The sequence below is a fragment of the Citrifermentans bremense genome (assembly GCF_014218275.1).
GTDB lineage: Bacteria > Desulfobacterota > Desulfuromonadia > Geobacterales > Geobacteraceae > Geomonas > Geomonas pelophila.
In genome coordinates this window covers 628,929-647,131 of sequence record NZ_AP023213.1, presented here as the reverse complement: position 1 = coordinate 647,131, position 18,203 = coordinate 628,929, and the positions used below count along the sequence as shown (strand labels likewise).

The window sequence follows — 18,203 nt, the reverse complement described above, 5'->3', positions numbered from 1 at the left end:
CTTTCCCCCCGCTGTCAGCCCACGATGGAGGCGAGGAGGTCCGGCAGGTTCTCCTGCAGTTCCTCGTCCTTGGTGAGCACCGCGCTCATCTCGGGATACTGCCCCCTGAGCTTTTCCGCCTCCTCCCCGGTGATGAGCAGAAACGGCTGCCGGAACCCCTGCCGGCGCAGTTCCCCGAAGAGTTCGGCCCCGCTCATCATCGGCATGTTCATGTCGGAAACCACCGCCGCGAGGCCCGGCTGCGCCTCCAGCTTCTCCAGCGCGTCCACCCCTCCTTCCGCCAGCACGGTTTCGTATCCCGCCATCTCGACCAGCATGGCGGTGAGTTCCGCGGTGAACGGGTCGTCGTCCACCACCAACACGGTTTTCGGGCTATCTGTCATGTCTCTCTCCTCTGGCTGCTCGATTTTTTATCAACCGATAAGGCTCCGCACCGTGTCCAACAGGTTGGACTGGTCGAAGGCCCCCTTGACGATGTAGGCGTTTGCCCCCACGGCGATCCCCCTCTTCTTGTCCTCCACCTTCTCGCGCGAGGTGACGATGATGACCGGCACGCCGCCGTACTCAGGGTCCGAGCGGAGGCGTTCGGTGAGCGAGAAGCCGTCCAGCCTTGGCATCTCGACATCGGTGATCACCAGGTCGAAGCGGGTGCCGCGGCTCTTGAGCCAGGCGTCCTCGCCGTCCTCCGCGGTCACCACCTTGTAGCCGTAGGCTTCCAGGAGGCTCTGCTCCAGCTCGCGGGTATTGATGGAATCGTCCACCACCAGCACGGTCGCATCCTGCCGCGGCGCCTCCCCGTGCGGCCGCTGCCGCGGCTGCGCGATCTCGCGGGCGAGCCTGATGATCTCGGGGGGGTGCAGCACGTTGATGATGCTGTCCCGCTCGCCGATGGTCGCCCCGGACACCAGGCGCAGGTCCTTGAGATGCTGCGGCAGCGACTTGACCACCATCTCCTCGCGGCCGACGATGGCGTCCACCAAAAGCCCGAGCTTCTCCTCGCCGTCCCTGATCACCACAACGGTGACCTCGCACCCCGCCCTCGGCTCGCGCTCCACCCCCACGATGGCCGAAAGTTCCTCCACCGGGATGATCTGCTCGCGCAGGCGGATGGCCCGCTTGTTGACGATGTCGATGATCTCGTCCCGGCGGATGGAGAGCATCTCCACCATCGAGGTTGCCGGCAGCGCGCAGATCTTTCCGCCCACCGAGAGCAGGAAGAGCGGGAAGACGGCCAGGTTCAGCGGCAGGCGCAGCAGGAAGGTGGTCCCCTCCCCTTCCCTCGTTTCGATGACTATGCTCCCCCTAAGCTCGTCGACCACGCTCTTGCGCACCACGTCCATCCCCACGCCGCGCCCGGAGATGTCGGTGATGATGGGGGAGGTGCTGAAACCCGGGAGGAAGATCAGGTTAGTCACCTCCGCCCTCGACATGGACTGGAGGGCGCTTTCGGTAAGGAGCCCCTTGGCCAGCGCCTTCTGGCCGATCTTCTCGACGCTGAGCCCCTTGCCGTCGTCGCTAAGGGAGATGGTGACGCAGCCGCTGTCGTAATAGGCGTAGAGGGAGATGGTTCCCTTGGCCGGTTTTCCCGCAGCGGTCCGCTCCTCGCCGCTCTCCAGGCCGTGATCCAGCGAGTTGCGGATCATGTGCAGGAGGGAGTCGCCGATGCGGTCGATGATCTTTCGGTCCAGTTCCGTGTCCCCGCCGTCCACCACGAAATCGACCTCCTTGCCGACCTCGCGGGCCAGGTCCCGCACCGTTCGGCGCAGGGGGTCGAAGACGGTGGAGAGGGGCTGCATGCGCAGCGTGAGGGAGCTCTGTTGCAGGTCCCCCACCAGGTGCTCCTGCAGGAGGGAGGCGTCCTGCATGCCGCGCACCGCCTGGCGCAGGGAGAGCTGCAGCGCGTCCCCCGCCTCAGCCAGCGCCTCGTTGCCCGAGTCCGTGCCGGAGAGTTCCGACACCGCCTTCAGGTGCCGCGTCACGCTCCGTTCGATCTCCCGGAGAGAAGCGATGTCCCTGCGGTACCTGTTGTGCTGGGAGACGATCTCCCCCATCAGCTTGATCAGGTCGTCCAGCTTCGCCGCATTGATCCGGAGGTACTCCGCCGGTCTGTCCTTGGCCCCCGCGGGGTGCTTCTCCGGAGCGCCCCCTGCCTCCGGGGCCGCGCAGGTGGCGACCGAAGGCCGCGACCCGTCCGGGCTGTCCGGGCTGTCCGGGCTGTCCGGGCTGTCCGACCTGTCCGACTTGTCTGACTTGTCTGACTTGTCTGACTTGTCTGACTTGTCTGACTTGTCCGAGCTGTCCGGGGTGTCCGGGGTGTCCGCCACGGGCGCTGACGCCTCCGGCGCCGGCTGGGCTGTCTGGGCCAGCTCCCGGCAGAGCTCCGCGGGCGCCTCGGGGGACACCTCCCCCGCGGCCATCGCCTCCAGCATCCTCCCCAGGGCGTCCAGGCCGCGGAAGAGCACGTCGCAGACCGCGGGGGCGGCTTGCAGACTCCCGCCGCGCACCGCGTCCAGCACATCCTCCATCCGGTGGGCCAGTTCGGTGACGCCGGCAAGCTTCATCATCCGGGAGGAGCCCTTGATGGTGTGGGCAGAGCGGAACAGCCCGTTCAGAAGCTCGGCATCCCCCGGTGAGTTCTCCAGGTTCAGCAGCCCCTCGCTCAAGCGCGAACAGTGCTCCCGCGCCTCATCGATGAAGCGCGCCAGAAATTTGGCATGATCGAAGGCCATCTCACTCCTTCAGCTGCGACAGCTTGTGCCGGCATATCGCCTGAAACTGCCCGGCGTTGAAGCTAAGCGGGAAGAGGGCGCCCTCGCGGAACTCACCCTTCTCCAGGAGCCGCAAGGCCGTCTCGTAGCCACTGCGGGCCCTTTTCAGGTCCTTGCGCCCGGCGAGGATCTCGGCGCTGTAAAACTGCGCCAGCCAGCATCCCGGCGCCAGGTAAAGAGCCTCGCGAAACCGCTTCAACCCCTCCTCCTCGTCCCCCAAGTGCCGCGCTATCACCCCCAGCATGAGGTACCCCTCCAAGCAGAGCGGGTCGCGCGCGACGAGCCCCTGGCAGAGCCCGGCCGCCTCTTCGAGATGCTGCGCGTTCACCAGGAGGCTCGCCTTCAAGGTGAGCGCCTTGGCAAACCCAGGGTGGCGCGAGAGGACCGTTTCCAAAAGCTCCAGCGGCTCGTCGGCCTTCCCCTGGCAGGCGAGCTCCAGGGCAGTGTCGAAGAGCGCCTTCGTTTCGCCAGGGTCCCAGGCTGCCTTTTGCTTCCCCTCCCCCGGCTGGGGCCGAACACCCTCCCGGGAGTGCGGGGAACGCGGCACCGCGCCAGGCGCGCTACGGGTCACCGGCGGGCCGTTGCGCCGTGCCTCCCTGCGCTCGACGAACCTGAACTGCAGCGGCTCCTTGCGGTAACAGAAAAGGGCGTTTCGCTGCACCAGGGAAAGGACGCCGATGTCGTGATGGATGGTCTCCGTCGCCCCCACCACGAGATACCCCCCCCCGTTCAAGAGCCCCGCAAGGTTGCTGAAGATCCTGCGCTGCACCTCCTGCGGGAAGTAGATGGATACGTTGCGGTACAAGATGACGTCTGAAAGCTGCATCGCCTGCGGGTAGAACGGGTTCAGGAGGTTCACCACCTCGAAACGGACCAGCTTCCTGATCTCCTCCCGCACCCGGTACTCCCCCTGCCCGACCGGATCGAAATGACGCTGCAGCTGCTCCGCGCCGGTGCCGCGGAAGGAGCCCCTGCCGTACACCCCCCTTAAGGCCGCGGCTACCGCGCCCGAATCTATGTCCACGCCGGTGACGGTGAACAGGCGCTCGCTTTCGGCGCCCCAGCGCTCCCGCAGCATCATGGCGATGCTGTAAGCCTCCTCCCCCGTGGAACAACCTGCGCTCAGGATCTTCACCGGCCGCGCCTCACCCGCCGCCATGATTTCCCCCAGGAGCAGGCCCGCCACCAGGTTCAGGTGATCGGGCTCCCGGAAGAAGTAGGTCTCGTTGACGGTGAGGAGCTCCACCAGGGCGTTCAGTTCTTCGCGGTCTCGGGCCACGAGCGCGTGGTAGGCGCTGTGACTGTCGACCCCTCTCTCGGCCATCCTGGCAGCCACCCCCTCCGCGAGGCTCCGTTCGCGCCCCTGCTCGAAGGTGAAGCCGCAGGTGCGCAGGATCAGCTCTTTCAGCGGGCCCAACTCCCCCCCGTCCCGGTTCTGCACGGCCTCCCCCGTCATCTGCCGCACACCAGCGACAAAAGCTCGCCCGGGATCTCCGACAGCGGCAGCGCTCGGTCGATGCACCCCCTTTGCAGGGCGAGGGCGTTCATCCCGAAGATCGCCGAAGTGCCAGCGTCCTGGGCCAGGGTGGCCCCGCCGGCTTTCTTGATCGACTCCATCCCCAGCACCCCGTCGTCCCCCATCCCGCTCAGGATCACCCCTATCGCCCTCTCCCCGTAGGCTTCGGCAACCGCGGTCAAGAGCGTGTCGCAGGAGGGGTTGTAGACCAGGCGCGGGTCCCTCTCCCCGAGGAGCACCATCCCCTGCCTGCTTACCCTCATGGCCTGCTGGGGCGGATTGACCGAGACCTCTCCCGGGGTAAGGTAGTCGCCGTTGCAGGCGATCTTGACGGCGAGCCTGGAGGTGGCGTTCAGCCAATCCACCATGCCGCCGATGAACCCCTCGGCCATGTGCTGGGTCACCACGATGGGAGCGGGAAAGTCCGCGGGGAGCTGCGACAGGATATGCTGTATCGCCTGCGGCCCTCCGGTGGAGGCGGCGATGGCGACCACACTCGCGCCGTGCGGCCGCGGCCTCTTCCCGGCCGCTTTAGCCGCCAAGGGAGCGGACACCTTCCCCAGCTGCCGCAGCGCGTTCAGGTCGATCGCCGAGAGCGTCCTTATCTTTTGCGCCAGTTTCTGGGGGTTGTCGCGCAGCTCCGGCTTCAGCATCACGTCCAGCGCCCCCTTGGTGACTGCGGTGAAGGCGGTCTGCACCCCGCTTAACGCGGTAAGAGCCAGGATCGGCACCGGGTGCCGGGACATGATGGTCTCGATCGCCTCGAACCCTCCCATCACCGGCATCTCGATGTCCATGGTGACGACGTCCGGGTGAAGCTCGAAGACCTTGGACACGGCGTCGGCGCCGTCGACCGCCTCGCCGACCACCTCGATCCCCGCCTCCTTTTTCAGCAGGGAGCGGACCATGTCGCGCACCGGGCGGCTGTCGTCGACCACAAGGACCCGTATCTCCCTTTTGGCTTTCCACAGGGTCATCAGGCAAGCCCCGCTTCGGCCTGTTTTTTGCCTTTGCCACCCCCAGGGTTCAGTGCCTGCACCACCCCCCGCAGTTGCTCGGCCAGAACAGCTAGATCCCGGGTGACGCTCCCCGCCTCGTGCACGGAGTTGCTGGAGAAGCGCACCCCCTGCTCGATCTCCTTGAGGGCCACAACCACCTGGGAGCTCGCTATCTGCTGCTGCTGCGTCGAGAGCGATATCTGGCGCGCCGCATTGGTGGTCTCCTCGACCCCGTCCACGCTCTCGATCAGCATCATGACCGTGTGTGAGGCGTACTCCTGCCCCTCCTGGATCAGCTGGGAGCTCTTCTCCGAGGACATCACCAGCCGGTTCACCGAGTCCAGTATCTCGGTGATCTTCCCTTCGATCTCGGCTGTCGACTCAACCACGCTGTCAGCCAGGCGCCGGATCTCCACCGCCACCACCCCGAAGCGCTTCCCCGCCTCGCCGGCGCTCGCCGCCTCCAGGGCCGCGTTGAAGGCGATCAGCTTGGTCTGGTTGGCGATGTTGTTGATGATCTCCATCACCTTGGTGATCTCTTTCGACTTTCTCCCCAATTCCACGATCTCGCCCAGGTTCGCCTGGATGTTCTGGCTGATGTCGTTGACCTTGAAGGTGAGGTTCTCCACCTCGGCGGCGCCGTTCTTGCTGTCATCCAGCGTCTTGTCGGCACGCTCCACCACGCTCTGGCTGTGCTGGGCGATCTGGACCGCGGTGGAGGAGAATTCCTCCATGGTCGATGATATCTCCACCACCGAGCTGGAGAGCTGGTTGGCAAAGCCCGACTGCTGGTCCAGGCTGACCGCAATGGCGCCGGCGTGATGGTGGATCCGGTCCGTGATCCCGGAGACCTCGCCGATGATGGGTGAGAGGGTCCTGCGCACCAGCACCCAGGTGATGAGCGAGAACACCAGGGCGACGGCCACGGTCATGGCGACGACGCTGCTTCTGAGGCTGTCATAGGCGGCGAAGTAGTCCCCCTTGTTCACCCCGACGTAGAGCGCGCCGATCACCTCTCCCCTGGCGTTCCGGATCGGGTCGTAGGCGGTCAGGTACGGGGCGCCCAGGATCATCGCTTCTCCCCGGTACGGCCTTCCCTCCTTGAGCACCGCGTCGGCTGCGGGGCCGCTGAGCTTCGTGTCGACCGCCCTGCTGCCGTCTGGCTTGAGCACGTTGGTGGAGATGCGGGTGTCGCCCAAAAAGACGGTGGCAGTGCCGCCGTACATCTCCTTGACCGTGTCGGGAAGCTCGTAGTTGCCGTTGAGCAGGTAGTTGCCCGCCATCAGCTTCCCGTTGACCGCCCGCATTTCCTTTCCCTTGCTCCCCAGAAGTTTCCAGAAAGACTTCAGTATCCTCTCCTGGGATACCCCCGCCTGCCTCTCGATCTCGGAGCGGATGCCGGCAAAGATGAAGCAGCTGGTTATGGCCACGGCCAGGGTCACGATCACCATGTTTACCAGGATTAGCTTTGTGGTCAGTCTCATGCGTTTCTCCGCTTGGTTGGAATTGCCTGAACCGGCGCCCTTTCAAGCTTCCCCTTCGTCTCGAGCCCGAAGCTCGCCGTGAAGGAGGGGAAAGCCCGGCGCTGCCGGTCAGGTATTTCTATGGCGCTCACTGCTGCATGGCGCCTTGAGTGTCGTCGGTATCCACTTGGGGAGGCTTGGGTGCCTCTTGGTCCCTGCGGCCGAATAACGCCAGCAGGTCGAGCAGCAGCGTGAGTTCCCCCCGGCGCGGCAGCACCCCCCAAATGCCGTTACGCAGGCAGAGCTTCTCGCATGCGGCGGGAAGCGGCCGCATGTCGGAGATCGCGTACTCCGCTATCTCCTCCATGCCGTCGATGATCACCCGGCGGCGCGCCCCCTGCCTAGCACCCACGGTGACGACTGCAGGCGCAAGATAGGGGGAAACGGGGATGCGGTACTGCAGCAGTTCGTGCAGCCAGAACAGGTCCTCGGCCTCTTCCCCGCTGTAGAGCGCCGTTTCCAGCGCCTGTTCGGCCTCGATGCCGAAGCGCACCCCCTGCACCGAGAAAAGGAGCAGGTTCAGGTATCCCTGCGGGCCGGCCGTCATAGCGTGATCTTCGCGCCCAGCTTACCTAGGTCGAGCAGAGGGACCAGGGCCCCTTCGTACTCCAGTTCCCCGGCTACCAGTTCGCGCGCCGCGCCGCTGAGCGTGGAGAGGGGGGGCTTGATGCTGCCGGCCGGGACGTCCACCACGTCCTCGATGGAGTCGATCATCACACCGGAGCGGAAATCCTCCCGGACGGCCATGGCGACCAGGCCGCGGAACGCCTCCTTTTTCCCTTCTCCCAGAAAGGGGGTGATGTCGATGACGGATTCGATGTCGCCGCGCACGTTGATCAGGCCGGGGAGGTAGTCAGGAAGTCCCGGAACCCAGGAGATCTCGCAGTTGGGAATGAATTCGCGCACGTCCTCGCCGTAGAAGGCGTAGCGGTTTCCGCAGCAGGTGAAGACCACCACCTTGACCCGCTCTTCCTCGACGTCCACGATTTCCTTGCTGCGCTGCCTGAGTTTCAACTCGTTCAGAATCAGCTCGCTGTTCAGGGTTTCCTTCGATGGCGCCATGGGAATTGACCTTCTCGTAATTAACGGAAAATTAAATCAGACGGCGGAGCGCCGCTGTTCGCAGGAGAAATCTGCCTTGATACAGGCAGTTGGCGGGGCGAGAGGTATCCTGCATGACAAAACTTTAAATTGTATACACAGTAGTTTCGGTACCAATAATGACAACTTGAGAGATAGTTCGATTTTTTGACTCAAAAGGTGAGAAAATGGCAGTTACAACTCTCAAGGGACAGCGCTCACACAGAGAAGCACCCGCCTTCACTCTCATAGCCTGAAGGCTTCTTTAGCCTTGGCGGCTCCGAGTGGACCATCAGACCCAGAAGCGGACGATTTAAGCCTTTCCGGCCAGCGCCGGGTCCCGCTCAAGCGCCTCCGTTTCCCGCGCCACCGTTTGATCCCCCGAAGCTGGCCCCTCCCGATCCATCTGCTAAAATAGGCCGGCACACTAACATCCTCCAACAATCCAACACCATCACACCGCCCCTCGACCACCCCTGCGCCGCCGCAGAAACGGACGGCCCTGGCGGCAAGGACGCACGCAAAGGAGGTCCACCATGTCCCGCGCCGCTTCCTACGTGTTCCTGCTGGCGCTGATCTCGCTTTTTTGCCTGAGGGTCGAGGCCCGCGCCCACACGTTGATAACCCGGACCAGCGACGGCGAGACCGTCACCGTCGCTCAACTTGCCGCAACGGCCAAGGAGTCCAGGGTGATCATAGTAGGTGAGTCTCACGACAACGAGTACCACCACGAGTTGCAGCTCGACCTGATACGCTCCCTGAACGAGAGCAGCGTGCCGCTGGCGGTAGGAGTGGAGATGATCCAGTCGGACTTCCAGCCGCAGCTGGACGCCTGGAGCGCGGGAAAACTGAGCGAAAAGGTGATGCAGGCGGTATTCGAGCTCAACTGGTCGGACTGGCCCCTGTACCGGGAGATATTCCTCTATACCCGGGACCACCACATCCCGATGATCGCGCTCAACGTCCCGCTTCACATTGTCAGGAAGGTCTCGCAGCAAGGGTTCAACTCCCTCACACCAGAAGAGAAGGGAGACCTGCCGGCCGGAACCAGCTGCGACCTGAGAAACCCGCAGATCGCGTTCCTAAGGAAATCGTTCCAGGGGGTCAGGCACCATGGAGAGAACGAGAAGATGTTCAGCAACTTCTGCGAGGCGCAGACGGTGCGCAACAGCGGCATGGCCTTGACCATGACGCGCTACCTGGAAAAGGAACCGGGGCTGAGGATGGTCGTTTTGACCGGCATCTGGCACGCGGTGAGGTACGGCATTCCCGATCAGCTCCAGCGCGTGGGGAAGCTGAACTGCACGGTGATCCTCCCCGAAACCCCCTTCATCAACAAGGAGAACGCTGGAAGCGCCGAAGCGGACTACCTGGTGGAGCAATGACCGACCAAACGTAAAGGGGGACAGACGATTTCGCCTGTCCCCCTTTACCGGTGATGCCGCGCCGCTTCGTCCCGTCCCGAACGGGGCCTTTTTCACCCGCTCCTTCTCCTCGTCATGCACCTTCTGCACTTCGAACCTGTGCATCTTCTCCGCCTTTTCAAAAAGCTTTTCCAGCGTCAGTTCGTGCTCTTCCCGAAGATATTCCAGCGAATGCGCTCCAAGTTTGCGATAGCTTTCGAACTGCGCCTCGTCGAACCACTGGTCGCCGGTCGGCTCGTGCGGGAACTCGTCATGCATCTTGTCGTAGTTGAAAATGTCCACCGACCCGATATCTGTACAGACTGACTTTAGTTTTGCCCTGTCTTGACGAGTAGTATATGAGCGGGCGCGACGAGCGGCTCAGAGGATGGCATGAAGTCTTCCAGGACGGTTGAGAGTACGGCGGAAGACACTAAGAGATTAAGAGAGGGTGTTATGAAAGACCTTTACTGGAGGGCCATAAGCATTGACAGTATTGACCCGGACTACTTCCCGTCCGTGCCCCTTTTCATGAAGACAGCGGGTAACTACGTCCTTTACAAAGACGCCGAGAGAAAGTTTTCCTCCGCAGACCACAGTAGAATGGAGCGAAACGGCAGCAAGTTCCTGTACGCAAGGTCCGGGGATATGGCTGATATTTCCTCCTATCTGGAGAACAGCCTGAAGGAAATGCTGAACAGGGACGACCTCGACAGCGAGAGAAAAGGGAGGATCCTCTACCAGACTTCCATCAACTACCTGGTGGACGCCTTCGAGGCCCCCGAGGAGGCGTCGAACCTGGAGCGCTGCCGGCAACTGGTGCAGCACATGATGGAATATATAAGCAACGACCCCCACGCCCTGAAGTCGATCGGATCCGTGGTGGCGCACAACCTGTACATATTCACCCACAGCGTCCAGGTTGCCGCCCTCAACCTGCTCGCCCACGAGAAGCTGTTTCAGGTCCACCCGGACGAACTGGTCGACGTGGGAATCGGTTCCATGCTCCACGACTACGGGATGATATTCGTCACCAATGATATCCTGAACAAGCCTGACGCCCTCTCCGATGTCGAGTACTACAAGATCAAGCAGCACACCCAGAAGGGGTACGAATACCTGAAAGACAGCGGCAGATTCGGCGACATGTCGCTGACCATCGTGCGCCACCACCACGAAAGGTACGACGGCAACGGCTACCCCACAGGAATCAAGGGGGACGAGATCCCCCGCAGCGCCCAGCTCTCCGCCATGTGCGACATGTACAGCGCCCTCACCTTGGACCGGGTCTACCGCAAGGCGGTTTCGCATCAGGAAGCGATCAAGGCGATGCGGGAGGAACCAGGAGCGTTCAACAGCTCGCTGCTAGGAAGCTTCATCGAGCTGGTGACCGCCCAGAAGGAGTAGCAGAGTCGTTGCATCGTTACACGGCAAAAAAGCCGCCTGTTTGTGCAGGCGGCTTTTTTGCGTCATCGCAGGTACCACCGTCAAAAAACCATCCCTACTTCGCCCACTTCCACACATTCCGACAGGGAAGCCACACGGAGCAGCGGCAAGAGCGCAAGCAACAATAAGTCAAAGTTTCCAATAACTTACACACCATAACGCTCGTTGCCTTTTTAAACTTCGTGTGTTACCGTTAAGAAAAGGTGCGGGGGGAGATGTATGCAATCTTCCACTGCATCCCTAGTCAAAAGCAGTGAAGGCGGGGTGTGAGCGGTATCGGCTTATGCCCATAAGCAGAACGGACTGGAGTTGGTGATAAACCAACAGAAACGGCATCGCAGGTACAACAAGAGGAGTGGTACATGTGATGCCCCCCGGGCTGCGCGTCAGCCGGGGTAACGGAGGTCCCCAAATGAGAACAGTAAGAAGGGCGTTATTCACCGCGATAGCCATCGTAGGCATGATGGGACTGACAACAGGCACAGGCTACGCTGACAGCACCAGGACCCATTCGGCTACACATCACAAAACCGGCACAACGAGCAACGCTTCCAAGACGCATCACGAAACCACCACCCACAAAGCAGGTAGCGCAAGAGGGACGGCTGGTGGCGGCTTGACGGAATCCACAATGCCCAGTGGCATGGGGGCTCACACAACAACCAGACAGGACTTCACCGTGGAAAAAGTGGGGCCAGAGACCGGTAGCGGCGGGACCATGGGCACCGGCGCCGGTGGCAGCGTAGGCACTGGGACTTACGACCAGGGTACCGGCGGAACCATGGAGAGAGGCACCGGCGGAACCTATGACCAGGATACCGGCGGAACCATGCAGAGGGGCACAGGGACCTACGATCAGGGGACTGGCACCTACAACCAGGGTACCGGTAGCATGGGTACTGGCGGAACCATGGGAACCGGTAGCGGTGGCAGCATGGGCACCGGCGGAACGACAGGAACCGGCGGCGGCATGGGCACCGGCGGAACCATGGGAACCGGTAGCGGCGGCGGCATGGGCACCGGCGGAAGGTAACAGCCTCCTGCCTGCCATGTAAGATGGCAGCAAAAAGGGTTACAGATTTCTCTGTAACCCTTTTTTTATGCTCCGGCTAAATGCGTTTCGCGGCCAGGTAGTATGGCGCCTTGCGTCTCCCCGTGCTTTGTCTCGTCGTCGTATTCCACCTGCTTTTCTTTCAGCACCTTGAACTTGTCGTCGGTGATCCGGGTGATCTCCGCAGCCAGTGCATCTGCAGTCGGGAACGCCGGCAACGATGCCAGGAGTTCATTTATCTCTGAAGCAGCCTGGAGCGCCAAATTCTTGTGGCCGAACTCGTGTTGTTGCAGGCGCTCAAGATAGCGCGCCCAGGCCAGGTTCAGTTCCGGGTCGGCGCAAGCCGCCCCTATTCGCGGCAGACGGTACTCGATATCGACCGTGGTGTTTGCTGTTTTGACCCGGTAACCGCCCGAATCTTGTGCTATGTCATAAGCGAAGTTGATGTCCCAACTGGTAAGGGCAGAATAGACCCGGCCGTCGGTCCCTACCGTTCCCCTCAGGTTCATCTCCCTGCGCAGGTCATCCAGGTCTTTACCGTTTATCTCGTAGTAGGTGTAGCGTTCCTTCGCAGTCAACTCACAGGATGGAGCGCTCTTTGTACCGGCGAAAAGTGGCGACGCGCAGAGGATAACGATAGCGGTAATTCCCGCAAGCAGGGTAAGGCGCCGGAACATTCGTGGTCCCTCCTATCTAATTAAAGTGCGAGGCAAACATAACTCATACGTAACGAGCCTGGCGTGACCCAGGTCACCAAAGTCTCGCTTTTTCATACCTTTGCAAACGCGCAACCGACGTACAGGACAGGCAGACCTCCCTTTGGTGCTTGAATGCCTGAGTCGGTCTGGGTTGCCGGTCCTTTTGACGGAGGTGGTACTGTAAATCCCCCCCAGGTGAGGCGGCAACCAGAGCTGGACAAAATTGACATAATTCAATCTGTGGCTATGATCTCCAAGGTGTCCAATAACCACTAAAAGGAGTGGAAACTATGAAAAAAATGTACGTTATAGGTGCTTTGCTCTTAGTTGCCATGACGTGGGGCTGCAGCAGCCGCGGCGGTAGTGCTGCAGGCGGGGCCTTAGGCGGGGCGGTGCTCGGCGCAGGAGCGTACGAGTACAACGCACACCGCCAGATGCAGCAACTCGATCAGGATTACAAGGCAGGAAAGATGAATAAACAGGAATACGAGATCCGCAAAGATCAGATCGAAAAAGGTTCACTCTTCCAGAGGTAACCCGGCAAGAGCAAGGGCTAGATGCGCATCTAGCCCTTGCTTGCGCTGCAAGCTCCGCTTTCCCATCCCCCCGACCTGCAGGTTCCCACTAAACCGCAGCTACCGGCGAAACAGTTGCAGAACAAAAAATCCAATTGGAGTGAGCCATGTTCAAAAGGATCCTTGCAACCCGCGACGACATCAACCTCGCCATAGTCAGAGTGTTCCTGGGCATCGTGTTCTTCCCCCACGGTGCGCAGAAGATGCTGGGCTGGTTTGGCGGCCCCGGCTTCTCCGGCACCATGCAGATGTTCACCCAGAACATGAAGGTCCCGATGCTGTTCGCATTCCTCGCCATCTGCGCCGAATTCCTCGGCTCGCTCGGCCTCATCCTGGGCCTTTGCACCAGGATCGCCGCCTTCGGAATCCTCGCCAACATGGTCGTCGCCGTTTTCATGGTTCATCTCCCGAATGGCTTCTTCATGAACTGGGCGGGCAAACAGGCTGGAGAAGGTTTCGAATACCACCTGCTGGTTGTGGGAATGGCGCTGGCTCTTATCGTCGGCGGGGGCGGGAAAGCATCGTTGGATCGGAAGATCGCGCCTGTTCCAACTGCCACGACGCCGCGTTGATCCTTTGATACCGACTGGCAGGACAAATCTTCAACTCGATGAAGCCCGTTCCGCGCGCCCGGAACGGGCTTTTTTGCTGGCATAGTATCACCAGCTGCTCTTTTAACCGCTGTTAGAGGTGCGTTATCAGACAATCCATGCTAGCTTATAATAAGAAAGACTATCGTACGACTCTCTCTGGCGTGAGGTGCATGTGTCTAAACGAACAAAATACTTGCTTATATCTGCGGCAATAGTCATTTCGGCTCTCGTATTTGTGACAGCAGTCCTGCCGATCATTGTCAGGAACAAGGCGGCCAGCGCGCTGAAGGAGGCGACGGGGCGCGAGGTGCGCATTTCTTCTGTCAGTATCAACCCCTTCACCCTGACCGCCACGGTGAGGGATTTCGCCATCGCCGAAAAGTCCGGCCCACCGTTGTTCGCTTTCCGAGAGGCGACGGCGTCACTCGCCCTGGCATCTGTGTACAAGCGGGCCTTGATCCTTTCCGAGCTCGCGCTCGATACGCCCAGCGTCAGCCTGGTCCGCACCGCACCCAACCGTTTCAACTTCAGCGATATCATCGAACGGCAACCCAAGGGGGGAAAACCGGAGCAAGGAAAGCCCCTCCTTTTTTCCTTGAACAACATCATCGTGAAGAACGGGTCCATCGACTTTGAGGACCGGGCGGCAGGAGGAAGAAAACATGACGTCCGCAACCTGCAGCTCACCATCCCATTCATAAGCAACATCCCCTACCTCGCGGACAGGTACGTCGACCCCCGGTTGGCTGCCGTAGTGGACGGCGCCCCCTTCAGCTTCGCCGGAAAGCTTAAGCCCCTCAGCAAGTCGCAGGAAATGTCGGTGCGCATCGGGCTCAAGGGGCTGAACCTCCCCCAATACCTTGCCTATGCGCCGGTCTCCCCTCCGGTCGCACTGACCTCGGGGCGGCTCACGCTCGACTTGGATCTCGCCTACCGCGTATCCGCGGAGAAGAAACCGGAACTGACCCTGAAAGGGGGGGCGGGGCTGGCGGAAGTCCGGGTGGATCTGCCGGATGGCAAACCGCTGCTGCGTCTCCCCTCGCTGGAGCTTAAGGCCGACAGGCTCGAAGTGCTCGCCGGATCTTTCGAGTTCGGCTCCATCGCCCTGAACGGAATCGAGCTCTTTGTCGACCGCGACAGCAAGGGGCGCTGGATGTACCAGCGGATACTTGCGGGCAGAGAAAAGCCCAAGGATCCAAAGGAATCAAAGGAGGCCAAGGGTGAGAAGGGGAACGAGAAATCGGCCTTTGCAGCGAAATCCTTTGTCAGCAGCAATGGAACCGTTCACTTCCGGGACGCCGTCCCCAAAGGCGGCTTCAGCAGCACCGTCTCCAACCTCGAAATCGCGCTGCAGAACTTCGACACCAGGCCTGGCCGCTCCTCCGGCTACGACCTTTCGCTTATGGCTGACGGCAACGCATCGCTAAAAAGTCGCGGCGGGTTCGCCGTGAACCCTGTGTCGCTGAACGCATCGCTCCAGATCGCCGGAGTAAGGCTTGGGCGTGTCTGGCCCTACCTGCAACAGTACCTGACCGCGCCGGTGCAGGGGACGGTCGGCCTCTCGGCGGCAATCCTCTACGCCGAGCCGGACGGGCTCAGGGTACAAAAAGGAGATCTCTCCATTGACGGGCTCTCCGCCCGCTACGGCAGCAATGACGGATTCGACCTGGCGACGCTCCAGGTAAAAGACGCGAGCTTCCAGCAAAACTCCAACCGCCTGGAGGTCGGCGAGATCAAGCTTTCACGAGGGAATCTCTCCCTTTCCCGTGAGGCCGACGGGTCGCTGTCGCCCCTCTCGCTTCTGGCGAAGCAGCCAGAGGCCAAGCCGGCCACGCCCCACAAAATACGCAAGGAGACCGCCGGCAAATCCAGGGCGTTCAGTTACCTGGTCAAACGCTTCCAGCTCGACGGCTTCAAGCTCGCCTTCGTGGACAAGACCTACGAGGAGCCTCCCCGCTTCACGCTGCGTAACACGAGCCTCACCCTCTCCAACCTGCAGGGGCCGAAATTTGCGCCGATGCCGATGAACTTCGTCTCTAGCTACGGAAAAGGCGCCGCGCTCAAGGCCAGGGGAACGCTGACGCCGGCCCCGTTTCGCTACCAGGGGATGCTGAGCGTCGCGCGGCTCCCCATCCGGGATTTCGAACCGTACTTCCCCGACTCCTTCAACTTCTTCGTCATCGGCGGCAACGCAGACCTATCCCTAAACCTCGACGTCGCCTCCAGAAACGGCAAGACCACGGGACGCTTCAAGGGGAGTGCGGGGGTGCGGGACTTCCACAGCATCGACTCGGTGGCCGACCAGGATCTATTGAAGTGGGAGAGCCTGCAGTTCGACGAATTCCAGGGCGAGCTGGAACCGTTCTCTTTGAGCATCCGGCAGGTCGCCCTGAACGACGTCTATTCCCGGATCATCATCAGAAAAGACGGCAGCCTAAACCTGCAGGACCTGATAAAGGAAGAGACGCCACAGCAGGCGGCAGAACGGCCGGCGACCGCCACAAAGCCGCCGGCCGTTGCCACTGCCGCGCCCCCGGCTGTTGCGGTGGCAGACGGGGCGTCGTCAACTCCTGCCGCCGCGCCGCCGCGTCGGCAGGTATCTGTCGGCAGCGTCACCATCCAAAACGGCACCCTGTCCTTCACGGACAACCACCTGCCGCAGACGTTCAACAGCACCTTCTACAATCTGGGAGGGCGCGTGAGCGGGCTGTCGTCGGAGGAGTCGAAGTTCGCCGACGTCGACTTGAGGGGGAACCTGGAAAATCACTCCCCCATGCAGATCACCGGGCGCCTCAACCCGCTGCGGGACGACCTGTTCGTCGACCTGAAGGTCTCCTTCCGGGATATCGAGCTCTCCCCCGTGACCCCGTACTCGGGGACCTACCTCGGCTACGAAATAGACAAAGGGAAGCTCTTCCTCGACCTCAAGTACCTCATCGAGAAAAAGCAGCTCTCCTCGGAAAACCGGATCTTCATCGACCAGTTCACCTTCGGGAACAAGGTGGAGAGCAAGGAGGCGACCAATCTACCGGTGCGCCTGGCCATCGCCCTGCTAAAGGACCGCAAGGGGGAGATCCATCTCGACCTGCCGGTCACCGGCCGCACCGACGACCCTCAATTCAGCATCTGGAGGCTGGTCGGACAGGTGTTGAAGAACCTTTTGGTGAAGGCGGCGACCTCGCCGTTTGCGCTTTTGTCCTCGCTCACTGGGGGGGGGCAGGACTTCAGCATGGTCCAGTTCGAGCCCGGTTCCAGCTCGCTTTCGCAGGGGGAGAGCCAGAAACTCGAAAAACTGGCCAAGGTGCTAGCGGACCGCCCCGGCGTGAAGATGGAGGTCAAGGGTTTCGTGGACAAGGCAAAGGACCCGGAGGGGTACCGGCAGGAACTGCTGGAGCGTAAGCTGCAGCACGAGAAATACCTGTACCTGGCAAAGGAACAGAAGTCGGCCGAGGGGGAGAGCGGCGCGGCGGTGAAACTTTCCGAAGAGGAGTACACGAGGCTACTGAAAGCGGTCTACAAGAAGGAGAAATTCCCCAAGCCGCGAAACGCGCTGGGGCTGGTAAAGGAGTTGCCCGCAAACGAGATGAGGAAGCTGATCATCGCCAACACGGTCGTTGCGGAGACCGACCTGCAGTCTCTCGCCCGGGAGCGGGCAGCAGCCGTCTTCAACTACCTGGTGTCAAGAGGAGGGCTGCCAGCCGAGCGGCTGTTCCAGGGGAGCGAGGACATCTACCGCCCCCCCGCGCAGGAGAATGCCCCCCGCAGCCGGGTCGAGTTCAGCGCCATCGCCCGTTGATGGCTGGCTTGCCGCTAGGTGACGTTAAGCAGCAGCGGATGATCGAAACCTGCCCCGGCGATGCAGCCGACAGCCGCATCTTTTCCGGTCAGACAAGCCTTTGCAAGGTCGTGGCTGCGGCATAGATGAACCAGGACACCAAGGTTGCCGTAGAGGGAGAAGCCGAAAAGCTCGCGCATGGTCTTTGCGCCGGCAGACTCCAACTCTTTGCCGCTTTCCTGCAGCACCGCGACGTAGTGGCTCGGGAAGGCGACCACCTTTTTGTCCAGCGCGGCCACGAACGCTTCACGCTCAGCCGGAGGGACCTGAGCAAAGTCGGCGCCGCACCATACGCTTTCCCGTGTGGAGATGAGCGAGCGGCAGGAGAGCGGACGGACCGGATAGACGCCGCAGTCGCCGCCATCGGTCAGAAACGGGCAAAACCCCATCTCCTGCCGGTGCAGGCGCAGGTAGTCGGGGAGTTCGCTCACTCCCTGCAACAGGTCCCGCAACCTGACCGCGTAGCTCTCGACCGCCCTTCCCTGTGTCTCATCCAGGTTGCGGGCGACGGCAAGTGCCTCGGCAAAGCCGGTATGGACGGCAAGACTGCAGCAGTTGCGGCACCCCTTGCCGCAGAAGATTGCGCCGCCGCTGCAGCGATAGTCGTCGATCCAGGAACGGACGAACATCTCCAGGAAAACCTGCTGCTGCTTGACCAGGTCCAGAAGTTCGTCGATCGCCTTTTCCCCCCTCATCTCTTTCCTTTCTCGGATCATC

General features: G+C 61.6%; 15 protein-coding genes. 6 read left to right on the top strand and 9 right to left on the bottom strand.

All coding sequences use genetic code 11. From position 1 onward, the window contains the following. Nucleotides 1–14 precede the first annotated feature (14 nt). The 7 genes from GEOBRER4_RS02710 to GEOBRER4_RS02680 form a co-directional block, all read right to left on the bottom strand. Nucleotides 15–383, bottom strand: a complete 369-nt coding sequence (locus GEOBRER4_RS02710) for a response regulator (RefSeq protein WP_185244129.1) — start codon at nt 381–383, stop codon at nt 15–17. 30 nt (nt 384–413) lie between these two features. Next, nucleotides 414–2,729, bottom strand: coding sequence for a hybrid sensor histidine kinase/response regulator (locus GEOBRER4_RS02705; protein WP_185244128.1), 2,316 nt, complete (start codon nt 2,727–2,729; stop codon nt 414–416). 1 nt (nt 2,730) lies between these two features. Beyond that, nucleotides 2,731–4,209 (bottom strand): CheR family methyltransferase, encoded by a 1,479-nt coding sequence (locus tag GEOBRER4_RS02700; RefSeq protein WP_185244127.1) that lies wholly within the window; start codon nt 4,207–4,209, stop codon nt 2,731–2,733. A gap of 11 nt (nt 4,210–4,220) precedes the next feature. Then, nucleotides 4,221–5,261: a chemotaxis-specific protein-glutamate methyltransferase CheB gene (cheB, locus tag GEOBRER4_RS02695; protein WP_197971391.1), complete on the bottom strand. Its 1,041-nt coding sequence runs from the start codon at nt 5,259–5,261 to the stop codon at nt 4,221–4,223. After that, nucleotides 5,261–6,766 carry a methyl-accepting chemotaxis protein gene (locus GEOBRER4_RS02690; protein WP_185244126.1) on the bottom strand — a complete coding sequence of 502 codons (1,506 nt, stop codon included), beginning with the start codon at nt 6,764–6,766 and terminating at the stop codon, nt 5,261–5,263. The genes cheB and GEOBRER4_RS02690 overlap by 1 nt, the downstream gene beginning before the upstream one ends. A 127-nt stretch (nt 6,767–6,893) precedes the next feature. Next, nucleotides 6,894–7,352, bottom strand: a complete 459-nt coding sequence (locus GEOBRER4_RS02685; protein WP_185244125.1) for a hypothetical protein — start codon at nt 7,350–7,352, stop codon at nt 6,894–6,896. Beyond that, on the bottom strand, nt 7,349–7,867 hold the full coding sequence (locus GEOBRER4_RS02680) for a chemotaxis protein CheW (protein ID WP_185244124.1): 519 nt from the start codon (nt 7,865–7,867) through the stop codon (nt 7,349–7,351). Before GEOBRER4_RS02680 ends, GEOBRER4_RS02685 begins: the two co-directional genes overlap by 4 nt. Nucleotides 7,868–8,421: 554 nt before the next feature. Between GEOBRER4_RS02680 and GEOBRER4_RS02675 the strand changes: the two genes are divergently transcribed. From GEOBRER4_RS02675 to GEOBRER4_RS19970, 3 genes are all read left to right on the top strand, one after another. Beyond that, nucleotides 8,422–9,270 (top strand): ChaN family lipoprotein, encoded by an 849-nt coding sequence (locus tag GEOBRER4_RS02675; RefSeq protein WP_185244123.1) that lies wholly within the window; start codon nt 8,422–8,424, stop codon nt 9,268–9,270. Between the two features lie 474 nt (nt 9,271–9,744). Further along, on the top strand, nt 9,745–10,695 hold the full coding sequence (locus tag GEOBRER4_RS02670) for an HD-GYP domain-containing protein (protein ID WP_085813997.1): 951 nt from the start codon (nt 9,745–9,747) through the stop codon (nt 10,693–10,695). Between the two features lie 718 nt (nt 10,696–11,413). Further along, nucleotides 11,414–11,767 carry a hypothetical protein gene (locus GEOBRER4_RS19970; RefSeq protein ID WP_226377969.1) on the top strand — a complete coding sequence of 118 codons (354 nt, stop codon included), beginning with the start codon at nt 11,414–11,416 and terminating at the stop codon, nt 11,765–11,767. A gap of 65 nt (nt 11,768–11,832) precedes the next feature. Here the strand turns inward: GEOBRER4_RS19970 and GEOBRER4_RS02660 are convergent, their stop codons facing one another. Further along, nucleotides 11,833–12,462, bottom strand: coding sequence for a DUF922 domain-containing Zn-dependent protease (locus GEOBRER4_RS02660; protein WP_185244121.1), 630 nt, complete (start codon nt 12,460–12,462; stop codon nt 11,833–11,835). Nucleotides 12,463–12,773: 311 nt separating this feature from the next. Here GEOBRER4_RS02660 and GEOBRER4_RS02655 point away from each other — a divergent pair, with 311 nt between their 5' ends. The 3 genes from GEOBRER4_RS02655 (at nt 12,774) to GEOBRER4_RS02645 (ending at nt 17,447) form a co-directional block, all read left to right on the top strand. Continuing rightward, nucleotides 12,774–13,019: a hypothetical protein gene (locus GEOBRER4_RS02655; RefSeq protein WP_185244120.1), complete on the top strand. Its 246-nt coding sequence runs from the start codon at nt 12,774–12,776 to the stop codon at nt 13,017–13,019. A gap of 146 nt (nt 13,020–13,165) precedes the next feature. Continuing rightward, the gene (locus GEOBRER4_RS02650) at nt 13,166–13,630 is read left to right on the top strand and encodes a DoxX family protein (RefSeq protein WP_185244119.1); all 465 of its coding nucleotides are present in this window, start codon (nt 13,166–13,168) and stop codon (nt 13,628–13,630) included. A 187-nt stretch (nt 13,631–13,817) separates the two neighbouring features. Then, a complete protein-coding gene (locus GEOBRER4_RS02645; protein ID WP_449727633.1) occupies nt 13,818–17,447 on the top strand; it encodes a DUF748 domain-containing protein in 3,630 nt (1,209 codons plus the stop codon). 14 nt (nt 17,448–17,461) lie between these two features. On the opposite strand, the gene GEOBRER4_RS02640 is transcribed toward GEOBRER4_RS02645, so the two are convergent. After that, on the bottom strand, nt 17,462–18,202 hold the full coding sequence (locus GEOBRER4_RS02640; RefSeq protein ID WP_226377870.1) for a YkgJ family cysteine cluster protein: 741 nt from the start codon (nt 18,200–18,202) through the stop codon (nt 17,462–17,464). Nucleotide 18,203 lies beyond the last annotated feature (1 nt).